Annotated in this window: 15 protein-coding genes and 1 riboswitch; of the genes, 10 read left to right on the top strand and 5 right to left on the bottom strand. The window is 72.7% G+C overall.

Features of this window, described 5'->3' with window-relative positions; all coding sequences use genetic code 11:
* Window positions 1–199, bottom strand: a 199-nt coding sequence (locus tag ACZ4SF_RS28390; RefSeq protein ID WP_468389474.1) for a cbb3-type cytochrome c oxidase subunit I, incomplete at its 3' end; no start/stop codon positions are given.
* A 106-nt stretch (window positions 200–305) separates the two neighbouring features.
* Between ACZ4SF_RS28390 and ACZ4SF_RS28385 the strand changes: the two genes are divergently transcribed.
* Entirely contained in the window at window positions 306–893 is a 588-nt protein-coding gene (locus ACZ4SF_RS28385) for an RNA polymerase sigma factor (RefSeq protein ID WP_468389471.1), read from the top strand.
* Complete coding sequence (locus ACZ4SF_RS28380; RefSeq protein ID WP_468389470.1) at window positions 886–1,908, top strand: CU044_5270 family protein; 1,023 nt, start codon at window positions 886–888, stop codon at window positions 1,906–1,908. Before ACZ4SF_RS28385 ends, ACZ4SF_RS28380 begins: the two co-directional genes overlap by 8 nt.
* Here the strand turns inward: ACZ4SF_RS28380 and ACZ4SF_RS28375 are convergent, their stop codons facing one another.
* Window positions 1,909–2,757: a bifunctional 5,10-methylenetetrahydrofolate dehydrogenase/5,10-methenyltetrahydrofolate cyclohydrolase gene (locus tag ACZ4SF_RS28375; protein WP_468389467.1), complete on the bottom strand. Its 849-nt coding sequence runs from the start codon at window positions 2,755–2,757 to the stop codon at window positions 1,909–1,911. It abuts the gene before it with no gap.
* Window positions 2,758–2,782: 25 nt separating this feature from the next.
* Window positions 2,783–2,863: riboswitch (ZMP/ZTP riboswitch) on the bottom strand.
* A 341-nt stretch (window positions 2,864–3,204) separates the two neighbouring features.
* Window positions 3,205–3,570: a nuclear transport factor 2 family protein gene (locus ACZ4SF_RS28370; protein WP_468389465.1), complete on the bottom strand. Its 366-nt coding sequence runs from the start codon at window positions 3,568–3,570 to the stop codon at window positions 3,205–3,207.
* Between the two features lie 170 nt (window positions 3,571–3,740).
* On the opposite strand from ACZ4SF_RS28370, the gene ACZ4SF_RS28365 reads away from it, so the two are divergent.
* From ACZ4SF_RS28365 to ACZ4SF_RS28340, 6 genes are all read left to right on the top strand, one after another.
* Window positions 3,741–4,043, top strand: a complete 303-nt coding sequence (locus ACZ4SF_RS28365; RefSeq protein WP_468389462.1) for a hypothetical protein — start codon at window positions 3,741–3,743, stop codon at window positions 4,041–4,043.
* A gap of 253 nt (window positions 4,044–4,296) precedes the next feature.
* Window positions 4,297–5,385, top strand: a complete 1,089-nt coding sequence (locus tag ACZ4SF_RS28360; RefSeq protein ID WP_468389460.1) for an S-(hydroxymethyl)mycothiol dehydrogenase — start codon at window positions 4,297–4,299, stop codon at window positions 5,383–5,385.
* Entirely contained in the window at window positions 5,385–6,014 is a 630-nt protein-coding gene (locus ACZ4SF_RS28355; RefSeq protein ID WP_468389457.1) for an MBL fold metallo-hydrolase, read from the top strand. The genes ACZ4SF_RS28360 and ACZ4SF_RS28355 overlap by 1 nt, the downstream gene beginning before the upstream one ends.
* A 234-nt stretch (window positions 6,015–6,248) precedes the next feature.
* Window positions 6,249–7,163 (top strand): SDR family oxidoreductase, encoded by a 915-nt coding sequence (locus ACZ4SF_RS28350; RefSeq protein ID WP_468389455.1) that lies wholly within the window; start codon window positions 6,249–6,251, stop codon window positions 7,161–7,163.
* Window positions 7,164–7,473: 310 nt separating this feature from the next.
* Window positions 7,474–8,169, top strand: coding sequence for a L,D-transpeptidase family protein (locus tag ACZ4SF_RS28345; RefSeq protein WP_468389453.1), 696 nt, complete (start codon window positions 7,474–7,476; stop codon window positions 8,167–8,169).
* 302 nt (window positions 8,170–8,471) lie between these two features.
* Window positions 8,472–8,657 (top strand): hypothetical protein, encoded by a 186-nt coding sequence (locus ACZ4SF_RS28340; RefSeq protein ID WP_468389450.1) that lies wholly within the window; start codon window positions 8,472–8,474, stop codon window positions 8,655–8,657.
* 102 nt (window positions 8,658–8,759) lie between these two features.
* Here ACZ4SF_RS28340 and ACZ4SF_RS28335 read toward each other — a convergent pair whose 3' ends face one another.
* A complete protein-coding gene (locus tag ACZ4SF_RS28335) occupies window positions 8,760–10,136 on the bottom strand; it encodes a S1 family peptidase (protein ID WP_468389447.1) in 1,377 nt (458 codons plus the stop codon).
* A 124-nt stretch (window positions 10,137–10,260) separates the two neighbouring features.
* A complete protein-coding gene (locus tag ACZ4SF_RS28330; protein WP_468389443.1) occupies window positions 10,261–11,091 on the bottom strand; it encodes an SAM-dependent methyltransferase in 831 nt (276 codons plus the stop codon).
* A 496-nt stretch (window positions 11,092–11,587) separates the two neighbouring features.
* Here ACZ4SF_RS28330 and ACZ4SF_RS28325 point away from each other — a divergent pair, with 496 nt between their 5' ends.
* Both ACZ4SF_RS28325 and ACZ4SF_RS28320 read left to right on the top strand, forming a co-directional pair.
* Window positions 11,588–12,766, top strand: coding sequence for a MalY/PatB family protein (locus ACZ4SF_RS28325; protein WP_468389440.1), 1,179 nt, complete (start codon window positions 11,588–11,590; stop codon window positions 12,764–12,766).
* 266 nt (window positions 12,767–13,032) lie between these two features.
* Entirely contained in the window at window positions 13,033–13,419 is a 387-nt protein-coding gene (locus ACZ4SF_RS28320; RefSeq protein ID WP_468389438.1) for a PPOX class F420-dependent oxidoreductase, read from the top strand.
* Window positions 13,420–13,426: the final 7 nt, after the last annotated feature.

Genomic DNA, 13,426 nt, shown 5'->3' with positions numbered 1-13,426 from the left:
GCATCGTGAACGCCTGGTTGAACTGCTCGTTCGACATGATCTGCAGACCCGGCCGGGCCAGCTCGGCGCGCATCAGCAGCGCCATCACGCCACCGGTCAGGAAGAACGCGAACGCGGTGACCAAATAGAGCGTGCCGATCGTCTTGTGATCGGTGCTGGTGAGCCACTGCACGGCCCTGGTGTCTCTGATCCTCTTCACGCCCCGCCTGTGTCCGTACTCGGCACGCACGTCACACTCGGACGACGCGAGGAACATCACGGAAGACGGGTGTGACGATCCGGAAAGTGCCGGACACGAACCGAGCATGAGCAACGACGATTTCTTCGCCGCTGCCTATCGCGCGCACTACTGGGCGGTCAGCCGCTATGTCGCGAGGCGACTGCAGGGGCGGGCCGACGAGGTGGAGGAAGTGGTGGCGGAGGTGTTCACGGTCGCCTGGCGGCGCCGCGCCGACCTGCCGGCCACACCCCTGCCCTGGCTGTACGGGGTGGCCCGCAACTGCCTGGCGAACGCGGTACGCGGCTACGGCCGCCGGCGCCGGCTGGTGGACCGGCTCGGCAACGACGAGGCCGCGCACGGCCGGCACGTCGAGGCCGGCCCCGACGCGGAGGCGCCCGGTGCCTGGGTGCACGAGGCCCTGGACCGGCTGTCCCCGCCCGACCAGGAGGTGCTCCGCCTCGCCGCCTGGGAGGAACTGGGCGCCGAGGAGATCGCGGTCGCCCTGGGATGCGGCAGACGGGCGGCGGCCATGCGTCTGCACCGGGCCCGGCGCCGTCTGAGAGCCGAGATCGACCGGATACGGCCCATGACGGCGGCCGCACCCGAACAGCATCCCGCACCCGCGGTCGCCTCCGCCGACGCGGACCTCTGCAAGGACCACCGACATGGCTGACGAACTCGAACTCCTGCGCCGCGCCAACCCGGTACCGGCCGACAGCCCCGGCCTCGGCGACGGACCGCTGGACCGGCGTGCCGAGCGAGGCCTCGAGCGGCTGCTGCGCGAGGACCGCCCACGGCGCCGCGTCCGCCTGCTCCCGGCACTGCCCGGCCGTACCCCGCGCACCCGGCTGATCTGGGGCCTCGCCGCCACCGCCGTCGTCCTCGTGATCGCCGTCGACGCCGTGCTCGGCGGCCCGAGCACCTCGCCGGCCGTCGCCGCGCCCCGACCGCTGACCGTCCACGCCCGCTCCAGGCCCGTGCCCCTGGAGGAGATGATCGCGCTGGCCGACGCGGCCGCGACGGACCGCTCACCAGGCCTGCGCAAGGGCACGCACGTGCAGACGTGGAGCGTCGGCCTGCGCGACGGCAAGCGCCCCGTCATGCTTCCCGAGGAGCGGGTGGTGCGCTGGCGGACGGACGGGAGCCACACGGAACTGGTCGTGGCCACCGACCCGCGCAGACCGGGCCGCCCGGTCCTCACCGACGACGGCGACGAACCGCGCCAGGTGGCGGACGGCCATGTCATCAGCCGCACCAGCTACCCGCCGATGTGGAGCGACGCCCCGCCCGAGGGGACCCCGCCGCACACCGCGGCGGCCCTGCGCGCCTACCTCACGGAAGTCGTCCGCCCCGGGACGAACCGCGGCACGGCACCGCTGAGCACCCCCGAACTCCTCGGCTCCGTCGGGGAACTGCTCGACCACTGGACCCTGGGTGCCCGCGAATCGGCGGCCCTCGTCCGCCTGCTGGCACAGGCCGAGGGGCTGCGGCCGGCCGGCGAGGTGACCGACCGCCTCGGCCGCCCCGGCCACGCGTACGTGTACCAGACCGCCGGCATTCGGCACCTGCTGATCCTTGAGCCGCGCACCGGCGCCGTCCTCGGCATGGAGGACACCGCCACCGAGGACGACCCCGACTACGGCGTGCAGGCCGGGGACCTCATGCAGTACCGGGCCTGGATGCGCTGATCACACCCCGAGCTGCCGGGCAGCGGCCGTCACGGTCTGCTCCAGCAGCGTCGCGATCGTCATCGGACCGACCCCGCCCGGCACCGGCGTGATCAGCGAGGCCCGCTCCACGGCCGAGTCGAAGTCGACGTCGCCGACGTTGCCCGCGTTGTAGCCGGCGTCGACCACCACGGCGCCGGGCTTGACGTCCTGCCCGCGGATCAGCCGGGGCCGGCCGACGGCGGCGACGACGATGTCCGCCTCACGGACCGCCGCCGACAGGTCCCGGGTGCGCGAGTGGCAGTACGTCACCGTCGCGTCCCGGGCCAGCAGCAGCATGCCCACCGGCTTGCCGAGGATGGCGCTGCGGCCCACCACCACGGCCCGCTTCCCGGCCGGATCGACGCCGTACTCGTCCAGCAGCCGCACGATGCCGCCGGGCGTGCAGGAGACGAAGCCCGGCAGCCCGAAGCTCATCGTGGCGAACGACGCGAACGTGACGCCGTCGACGTCCTTCTCCGGCGCGATCGCCTCGAACGCGGCCCGCTCGTCGATGTGGTCGCCCACCGGGTGCTGCAGCAGGATCCCGTGCACACCCGGATCGGCCGACAACTCCCGCAGGGCGCCGACGAGTTCCGCGGTGGTCGTGGTCGCGGGCAGGGTCACGTGCCGGGAGGCGATGCCGGCCGTGCGGCACCGGTTCTGCTTCATGCGGACGTAGGTCACGGAAGCCGGGTCCTCGCCGACCAGCACGGTCGCGAGACACGGCGTGGTACCGGTGCGTTCGGTGAGACCGGCGGCCTTCATCGCGGTCTCCTCCACGATGCGGCGGGCGGGCGCGGTGCCGTCCATGAGGCGGGCCTGGGTCATGCTGCACACTCCTGAGCTGGATCGACTCTCTCGCCCAGGCGCGCGGCAACCACCACGGGCCGCTCCCCGGTGGTGCTCCACCTCAGCGCCAGTCACGGCCCGCGTACAGGGTAACCGAGGGGACGTACGGCCATCGGGCCGGTCAGCGGCGCCGGACCGGCCGCCGCGTGCAGCGCGCGCTCCCGGCACGGGACGCGCGGGCAGGCGGCACGGGACGCAGGGGCAGGCGGGCCGCTCCCGGCACGGGACGCGCGGGCAGGCGGGCCGCTCGCAGCACGGACCGCAGCAGTACGGCGGGCACAGGCAGACCCGCGCCCAGAGCCGCACGCGGCGCCGACCGCCGCCCACGCCCCCCGGCGCGGCGCGGGCCGAGCAGGTCCGGGCCGGCCCGGAGGTGGCCCCGGCCCGCGCGACCCTCCTTCCGGCGCCCGCCGTACCCGCCGTGTCCTACTCGTCCCAGGCCTGGACGATGAGCTGGTCGGCGATCTTGCCGTCCCGCAGAGTGATCATCGACTCGGCGAGGACCCGGGTGCCGTCCGCGTACTCGCAGGACTCGCTGTAGGCGGCGCGGTCACCCTGCACGACGCACTGCTCCAGCTTGTGCGTCATGTCGCGGCTGTAGACGTCGTCCAGCAACTCGGCGATCCGGCCCCGGCCGTGCAGGACCGTCGGGTGGCTGGGCTGGTTGTTGTGATCGACGATGCGGATCTCCGCGTCGTCCGTGTAGAGCGACAGAAGGTTGTTGCCGGTGTTGCCTTCTATGGCCCGGCGCAGCGTCTCGATGTCGAAAGCGGACCCCGTCGCAGCGCCCATGGTGACCTCCTTCAAGCCCGCGGCCCGGCGCGGAGCGGGCCGCACGGACCCCACCTCCGAGGCTCCTCCGCCCGGGCGGTCCCGGCAAGCGCAGCCGTCCCGCTCCGCCTCACGAGTGAGCGCCGCCCGCCGCCCGTGTCCGGCCGGGGACCGCCACCGTTGCAGAAAGCATGATCTCAACACGACGCATCGCCGCCGCCGTCGGTCTGGCCGCCGGTATCGCCGGCCTCGCCGTACCGTCGGCGAACGCGGCCGACGCCGGCGTCCCGCTCGTCGGGAAGCCCGGCGCCCTGAACACGCTCGACGCGCTCGCCGCCGGCGGCATCCCCGAGGCGCAGCGGCACCAGGTCCCGCGGGTGAGCGAACAATTGCAGGAGCTCAAGCACCTCCAGGAGCTGAACCGGCTCAACCAGGTGGAGCAGGTCGCCGCGCCCGCCGCGCCCCTCCTCGGTCTCGTGGGCGCCATCCACTGACCCCGTCGCAGGCCACGAGGGCCGCCCCTTCCGGGGGCGGCCCTCACCGCTGCCCGGAGCCCCCGCGGTACCACCCGTGCCCTGCCGGACCGCCACCGCGAACGGCACGCTCCGCGCCGCGAGTTCGACAGGGGTGTCCCGGCGCCCCCCGCCGTGGCCGGAAAGATCCACGATCACCGTCGTGGCCCGTCCCGCTACCGATCGGTCGCGCGTAGTGTCGGCAGCGAAGGCAATCGAAAGAAGGGGCCAGACCATGGCGCAGGAAGTGCGCGGCGTGATCGCACCGGGCAAGGACGAGCCCGTACGGATCGAGACGATCGTGGTGCCGGACCCCGGCCCCGGCGAAGCCGTCGTACAGGTCCAGGCCTGCGGCGTCTGCCATACCGACCTGCACTACAAGCAGGGCGGCATCTCCGACGACTTCCCCTTCCTGCTCGGCCACGAGGCCTCCGGCGTCGTGGAGTCGGTCGGCGAGGGCGTCACCGACCTCGCCCCCGGCGACTTCGTCGTCCTCAACTGGCGTGCCGTGTGCGGGCAGTGCCGGGCCTGTCTGCGTGGCCGCCCCTGGTACTGCTTCGACACTCACAACGCCCGGCAGAAGATGACCCTCGCCGGCACCGGGCAGGAACTCTCCCCGGCCCTCGGCATCGGCGCCTTCGCCGAGAAGACGCTGGTCGCCGCCGGGCAGTGCACCAAGGTCGACCCGGCCGTCTCGCCGGCGGTCGCCGGACTGCTCGGCTGCGGTGTCATGGCCGGCATCGGCGCCGCGATCAACACCGGAGGCGTCGGCCGCGGCGACTCGGTCGCCGTCATCGGCTGCGGCGGCGTCGGCGGCGCGGCCATCGCCGGATCCGGCCTGGCCGGCGCGGCGAAGATCATCGCCGTGGACATCGACGACCGCAAGCTGGAGAAGGCCCGCGCCCTGGGCGCCACCCACACCGTCAACTCCAAGGAGACCGATCCGGTCGCGGCGATCCGCGAGCTGACCGGCGGCTTCGGCGCCGACGTCGTCATCGAGGCCGTCGGCCGCCCCGAGACCTACCAGCAGGCCTTCTACGCCCGTGATCTCGCCGGCACCGTCGTCCTCGTCGGCGTCCCCACCCCCGGGATGAAGCTCGAACTGCCGCTGCTGGACGTCTTCGGCCGCGGCGGCGCCCTGAAGTCCTCCTGGTACGGCGACTGCCTGCCCACCCGCGACTTCCCCATGCTCATCGACCTCCACCTCCAAGGCCGCCTGCCCCTGGACGCGTTCGTCACCGAGACGATCCGGCTGGACGAGGTGGAAAAGGCGTTCGAGCGGATGCACCACGGCGACGTGCTGCGCTCGGTGGTGGTGTTCTGATGACCGTACGCATCGAACGCCTGGTCACCTCGGGGCAGTTCACCCTCGACGGCGGTACCTGGGACGTCGAGAACAACGTGTGGATCGTCGGCGACGAGCGGGAAGTGATCGTCATCGACGCCGCCCACGACGCACAGGCGATCGCCAACGCCGTCGACGACCGGCGCCTGATCGCCATCGTGTGCACGCACGCCCACAACGACCACATCAGCGCCGCACCGGAACTCGCCGACCTCACCGGAGCCACCATCTGGCTGCACCCCGACGACCTGCAGCTGTGGAAGCGGACCCACCCGGACCGCGACCCCGACCGGCACCTCCTCGACGGCCAGGTCATCGAGGCGGCCGGAGCCGACCTCACCGTCCTGCACACTCCCGGACACGCCCCCGGCGCCGTCTGCCTGTACGACCCCGGGCTCGGCACCGTCTTCACGGGCGACACCCTCTTCCAGGGCGGCCCGGGCGCCACCGGCCGCTCCTGGTCCCACTTCCCGACGATCATCGAATCCATCCGCGACAGGCTCCTCACCCTCCCGCCGGAGACCAAGGTCCTCACCGGGCACGGAGACGCCACGACCATCGGAGCCGAGGCACCCCATCTGGAGGAGTGGATCGCACGCGGCCACTGAGCCCCGCCCGCAGCAGCACGAGCACGGCCATCGCACCCTGACGCCGAATCGCCCGTGACGTGCGTTCCCCGCTCGAACGAAGGCGAGAGCGGGGGAGGGGCGCGACGGCGGGTGCAGGGGCGCGGACGACGGAGAACCCGGCTCCCGACGTCGCGGAGAAAACCCGACAGAAGATGTCCGGCTTCCTCGGGACAGTGGAGCAGCACCGCACGCGTACCGCACAGGAGGCCGGACATGTCAGGACCGCTCGAAGGCAAGGTGGCGCTGGTCGCCGGGGCGACCCGGGGCGCCGGACGGGGCATCGCCGTGGAACTCGGCGCGGCCGGCGCCACCGTCTACGTCACCGGCCGCAGCACCCGCGCCCACCGCTCCGAGTACGACCGCCCCGAGACCATCGAGGACACCGCCGACCTCGTCACCGCGGCCGGCGGGCGCGGCATCGCCGTGCCGGCCGACCACCTGGACCCGTCCGCGGTGCGCGACCTGGTGGACCGCATCGCCGGCGAGCAGGACGGGCTGGACGTCCTCGTCAACGACATCTGGGGCGGCGAGAAGCTCTTCGCCTGGGACACCCCCGTGTGGGAGCACGACCTCGACAACGGGCTCAGACTGCTCCGGCTCGCCGTCGAGACGCACGCCGTCACCAGCCACTTCGCCCTGCCGCTCCTGCTCCGCCGGCCCGGCGGCCTGGTCGTGGAGGTCACCGACGGCACCGCCGACTACAACCGTGACACCTACCGCGTCAACTTCTTCTACGACCTCGCCAAGGCGTCCGTCCTGCGCATGGCCTTCGCCCTCGGCCACGAACTCGGCCCGCGCGGCGCCACCGCCGTGGCCCTGACCCCCGGCTGGATGCGCTCGGAGATCATGCTCGAGGCGTACGGCGTCCGCGAGGACAACTGGCGGGACGCCCTGCACCGCGCACCGCACTTCGCCATCTCCGAGACCCCCCGCTTCACCGGCCGTGCCGTGGCCGCCCTCGCCGCCGACCCGGACGTCGCCCGGTTCAACGGGCAGTCGCTCTCCAGCGGCGGACTCGCCCAGGTCTACGGCTACACCGACCTCGACGGCAGCCGGCCCGACGCCTGGCGCTACCTGGTCGAGGTGCAGGACACCGGCAAGCCGGCGGACGTCACCGGTTACCGCTGAACGGGCTCCCGCAGGGCTCGGGTTCGGCTCCCTCACCGGGCGCCCACCGCTGCTGTCGCGCGGGGCGTCCGGACCGCGAGCGTACGGTCCGTGCGCCCGCGTGGACCCTGGGCCGTACACATCCGCGGCGGCGGGCACCTTGCGGAACGAACCGGTTGCACGGTGACGAAGTTCACCATTTCGTCACAGCGCGGCCGGAAACACAACCATGGGCCGCCGGGCCGGGTCTAGTAGTCCGAGACCGCGGGAATCGCGTCGGAGAACACCCGGGGAGGCCCTGGGCGGACAAGGGGAGAAGGGGAAGAGGCTCATGGGGGTCATACGCAGACGAGGCGTCGTCGCACTGGGCGTCACGGGACTGGTGGCGCCGCTGGCGCTCGCCGTCAGCGCGGCACCGGCCCAGGCCGAGAGCTGCACCACGCAGACCGGCCCGTACCAGAAGCAGGTCGAGAAGTTCCTGGGCCGGCCCGTCGACGGCAAGCAGTCCGCCGCGGACTGCACGGCCATCCGGGCCTTCCAGAACAAGCACGGCATCACGCCCGCCATCGGCTACGCCGGACCCGTCACCTGGGGCGTGATGGACCTCATGAACAAGCAGAAGGCCGTCGGGAACAAGCCGAACAAGGACGGCAAGTGCCCGACGAACAAGGGCCGCATCGCCTGCGTGAACCTCACGCTCCAGCTCAGCTGGATCCAGGACGGCAGCCGGCTGGTCTACGGCCCGGTGCCGGTGCGCACCGGACGTGACGGCTATGAGACCCGCACCGGCCTGAAGAAGATCTACTGGCGGGACATCGACCACGTCTCGAACATCTACGACGTGCCCATGCCCTACAGCCAGTTCTTCGACGGCGGCCAGGCCTTCCACTCGGTCGGCCTGAGCATGTGGAACCCGCCGGGCTCGCACGGCTGCGTCAACATGACCACGAAGGACGCCAAGAAGTACTGGTCGCTGCTCAGGACGGGCGACGACGTCTTCGTGTACGGCCGCAAGCCGGGCACCTGAGCCGCACCTGATCCCCTCACCCTTCGGGGGCGTCCCGAGGCCCGGGATCGCCGGCCGCACCCCGCCCTGCCGTGCCGACTCGTGCGCGATGACGCCCGGCAGGGTGTAGCGGGCGGCCATCCACGCGTTGACCGCCGGCCGGCAGGGTGAGCATGGTCACGACGGTGACGAGGTCGTCTCCCGGGGCCGCGACGCGGATGCGAACTCCCCCGTCCGGTTGACACATTGACGTGATGAGTAACACGGTCTGATATGTCCGTATTGCGGATACTTACTCACAGCGCCTTCACTTCGGTCGGCATATGCTTCACAGCATGTCCACCACTGTTGAAGCCGTCTCCGAGCGATCGGCCGCGGAGGTCAACGAGGAGATCCGGGCCCTGTGGCGCCGGTCGGGCGGGACACTGACCACCGAGCAGCGCGCCGAGTACCAGCGCCTCGTGATGGAGTGGGCCGCCGCGGCCCCGCAGTCGCGTCGGGCGGCCTGACCGACCCCGCGCACACCGCGCCATGACCACCGGGGCACCCGTCGACACGGGTGCCCTTCTCGTCGTACCCCCGCCCTCCCGGCCGCAGTACCGGCGCCCTCGTCAGCCCCACGTCGCCGAGTAGTACCGCTGATACGCCTTGCGGTCCTGCTCGGACCGGATGTAGCGGGCCCCGACCAGCGCGATCAGACTGCCCGCGATGACCAGCAGGCCGGGCCCGACGTTCCGGGTGTCCGTCAGCCGCGCCAGCAGGGTGCTGCCGTCCGACGTGCCGGTGACCGGAGCCGAGGAGCCCGGCGAGGCCGCGCTGGGAGCCATCGCACCCTGGCCCGCGGCGGCCGACGGCGCGGGGGAGGGCGCCGTGCCCTGGGCACCGCCCGCGCCCTGCGCCGACACGATCAGCCGGACGCCGAGCGCCGACAGCGCCTTGGTCACCGGCTGGAAGAACGTCGTCCCGCCCGTCGTGCAGTCGCCGTTGCCGCCCGAGGTGACGCCGAGCGCGATGCCCTCGGAGAACATCGGGCCGCCGCTGTCGCCCGGTTCCGCGCACACGTCGGTCTCGATGAGCCCGGTGACCGTCCCCTCGGGGTAGTTGACGGTCGCGTTCAGCGCGGTGACCTGGCCGTCGCGCAGGCCGCTGGTGCTGCCGCTGCGGAACACCCGCTGTCCCACCGCCGGATCGGCGGCACCGGTGATCCGCACTCCCTTGCCGCCGCCGACCGCGACGACGTCGGCACCCGCACCGGCCTTGCCGCCCGCGTACTGCACGAGCGAGAAGTCACCGCCCGGGAACGAACTGTTCACGGTGCTGCCGAGCTGCCGGTTGCCCTGGTTGTCGGCGAACCAGATGGATCCGGCGGGCCCGCAGTGGCCGGCCGTGAGGATGAAGTCGGACTGCCCATTGGTGACGTTGAACCCGGCCGAGCAGCGACCGCCGGTCGACAGGATCGGCTGGGCGCCGTTCAGCCGCGTCGTGAACGTGCCCTTCGTACGCTCCATGTGCACGAAACCGCCGATCTTCGCGGCGACCCCGGTCAGCCGGGCCCAGTCACCGGCGGACACCGTACGGTCCGCCTGCACCACGACCCGGTTGGTCCGGTAGTCCACCACCCACGCCGTGCCCGGCACCCGCGGTGCCGAACGCAGCGTGTTCGTCGCCGACTTGAGTTCGTTCATGCTGTGCGAGACGACCTTCGCCCGCGCCCCGGCCCGCCGGACCTCCTGCGCCGCCGCGTCGTCGGTGACCGCCACGACCGTACGCCCGTCGGTGCCGATCCAGTTGCCCGCCGTACGGGCGGTACCGAGCCGTGCCACCAGCGCGGAGCCGGTGTCGCCGGCGGACCCGAGGGTTCTGGCGGAGGCCGGCGGCTTCTCGCTCGCGATGGCCGCCTGGGCGACCATCGCGCCGCCCAGGAGGAGTCCGCCGACCGCCGCCAGCCGTGTCACTCGCCGGACGACCCGTCGTCGTGCGTGCCGCATGCATGGCTCCCGAAGCCGAACCCGAATGCGTGATGCCCCTGCCGGCACCACGGGTCCCCCGGATCGTCGAGGGACCTCTCCTCCATACGGCGCCCGGGGCGGCGGCGTTCACCGGCGGCAGCGCTCAGCTCTTGCGGGCCACCCCGCCGAACATGGCGACCTCCTCAGGCTCGGCCCCGTGGCCGTGCTCCGGGCGCCAGCGTGAGCAGGACACCACACCCGGCTCCAGCAGCTCCAGGCCGTCGAAGAACCGGGCGACGTCCTCGGGCGTGCGCTGCGTGAGCTTCGGCGTGCCGTGCTCGTTCCAGAACTTCACCGCCTCGTCCACGTCCGGCATCGACGGGCTGGTGACGGTGTGCGACAGCACCAGATGACTGCCCGCCGGCAGCCGGTCCGTCAACTGCCGTACCAGACCGTACGGATCCTCGTCGTCCCCGACGAAGATGACGACGCCCAGCAGCATCAGCGCCACCGGCCGGCTGAAGTCCAGCGTCTTCGACGCGTGTTCGAGGATGGCGTCGACGTTGCGCAGGTCCTCGTCCAGATAGTCGGTACGGCCCTCCGGCGTGCTGGTCAGCAGGGCGCGTGCGTGCGCCAGGACGAGCGGGTCGTTGTCCACGTACACGATCCGGGACTCGGGCGCGATGTGCTGGGCCACCTCGTGGGTGTTGTCGGCGGTGGGCAGCCCGGTGCCGATGTCCAGGAACTGCCGGATCCCCACCTCACCGACCAGATGGCGCACGGCACGGCCGAGGAAGAGCCGGTCGGCACGCGCGTACTCGCCGATCCCCGGGTGCAGTTGCCGGATCTGGTCGCCGGCCGCGCGGTCGACCTCGTAGTTGTCCTTGCCGCCGAGCCAGTAGTTCCAGATCCGGGCGGTGTGCGGCTGGCTGGTGTTGATACGGGCGCGCAGCGACACGGCCACGTCGTTGGTGGCTGCCGGGTTGTCGGTCACGTGGGTCAGCTCCTGGATGCCTGATGAGATGCCTGACGAGAGATGCACCGTGCAAGACGCAATCTAGACGCCCGAGTTGATCTCCGCCGCCCGGCCCGGGAAAACACCGGCCGCCGCGTGCCGCGCCCGGCTGAAGACCGTCTGCACCGCGTGCCGCGCGTGGCCGCGGGGCCGCTCTCGTTCCGTGCCGTGCCATGAGACCGTCTGCGCCGCGTGGCGCGCCCGCCCTGCGACTGTCTGCGCCGCGTGCCGCGCCGGGCTGTGATGCGGTCTGCGCCATTGCCGCGCCCGGCTGTGATGCCGTCCGGGCCGCCGACTGCGCACCGACCGGTGTCCGCGAAGACCCGGTGTGCCCGCCGAGCGGACCCCCTCGTCCGGCCGGAAGCACGCCGCGGACCACCGCACGGATGCGGCCCCCCCGATGCTCGTCCGCACTCACCCGACCGGCCCGCGGGCACCGTTCCGGCGCACGCCACGGCCGCCTATCTTGAGCCCCATGACCAGCATCCCGCACGACACACCCGGTGAACCGGATCCGCTGCGCGCCCTCGGCCTGGAGCGGCTGCGACGTCGTACGAGCATGAAATGGCGCACCTACCCCGAGGACGTCCTGCCCCTGTGGGTGGCCGAGATGGACGTCCCCCTCGCCGAGCCGGTCGTCCGCGCCGTCACCGACGCACTCGCCCTCGGCGACACCGGTTATCCCGCCGGCACCGCCTACGCCGAAGCGCTCGCCGCCTTCGCCGCCAAACGCTGGAACTGGCACGGCATCGCCCCGGAGCGCACCGCGATCGTTCCCGACGTCATGCTCGGCGTGGTCGAAATGATCAAACTGGTCACCGGACCCGGGGACCCGGTGATCGTCAACCCGCCGGTGTATCCGCCGTTCTTCCAGTTCCTCAGCCACATGGACCGCCGGGTGGTGGAGGCCCCGCTGGGTGCCGGCCGGCGCCTCGACCTGCACGTCCTGGAGGAGAAGTTCCGGGAGGCGACCGCGCACGGTGGCCATGCCGCCCACCTGCTGTGCAGCCCGCACAATCCCACCGGCACCGTGCACACCGGCGAGGAACTCGCGGCCCTGGCCGCCCTCGCCGAACGGTACGGCGTCCGCGTCGTCGCCGACGAGATCCACGCCCCGCTCGTCACCCCCGGCGTCCCCTTCGTGCCCTACCTGAGCGTGCCCGGCGCCGAGCGCGGCCTGTCCCTGATGTCGGCGTCCAAGGGCTGGAACCTGGCCGGCCTCAAGGCCGCACTGGCTCTCGCCGGGCCCGCTGCCGCCGCCGACCTCGCCCGGCTGCCCGAGGAGGTGAGCCACGGCCCGAGCCACCTCGGGATCATCGCGCACACCGCCGCCCTGTCCGACGGCATCGGCTGGCTCGACGCCCTGCTGGCCGGCCTCCAGGACAACCGGCGGCTGCTCAGCCGCCTGCTCGCCGAGCAACTGCCCGGCATCCGCCCGCACCCCGCCGAGGCCACCTACCTCGCCTGGCTCGACTGCCGCGCCCTCGGCCTGGGCGACGACCCCGCCGAAGTCTTCCTCGGCCGCGGCCGCGTCGCCCTCAGCTCCGGACTGCCCTTCGGCACCGGCGGAGCCGGACACGCACGCCTGAATCTGGCGACCTCACCGGAGATCCTCACCGAGGCGGTACGGCGGATGGCGGCGGCCCTCGGCTGACCCCGGGAGCGCTGCATCATGTGCCGTGCGCACGAGGCCCCGCCGCCGTGAGGGAGCCCTGCGCGTGCTGATGCCCGGCCCGCACCGGGACGCCGGCGTCACCGCGTTCGACGGGCCGCAGCGGCCGGGCGGACCCGCCCCGGCGTGCGCCGGTACCCGGCCCGGACACGCCCCGGCAGCAGGGCGGGCCGACCGGCGATGCCCACCTGACCGCCCGCCGCTTCCCGGCCCTCCTCGGGCAGCGCGCCGCCTCCTAGACTGCCGGCATGGACGACACGCGGCTGGACCGGCTCGGCACCGGCAAATACCTGCTGGTGACCAGCTACCGCAAGAACGGCACCCCCGTCGCCACCCCGGTGTGGGTGATCCGCGACGGCGACACGCTCGGCGTGTGGACGGCCGCCGACAGCTGGAAGGTCAAGCGGATACGGCGCCGCCCCGACGTCCTCGTCGGCCCCTGCGACCTGCGCGGCAACCCCACCGGCGACCAGCTGCCGGCCACCGCCGAGATCGCCGGCCCCGACACCACCGCCCGCTACCGCACCCTCATCGCCCGCAAGTACGGCATCGTCGGCCGCCTCACCCTGCTCGGCAGCCGGCTGCGGCGCGGCGTCGGCGGCACGGTCGGCATCCGGGTGACCCTCCCGCGGTGAGGGCCAC

This window comes from Streptomyces sp. NPDC027663, assembly GCF_055566415.1.
This window is presented reverse-complemented; position numbering and strand designations above follow the sequence as displayed.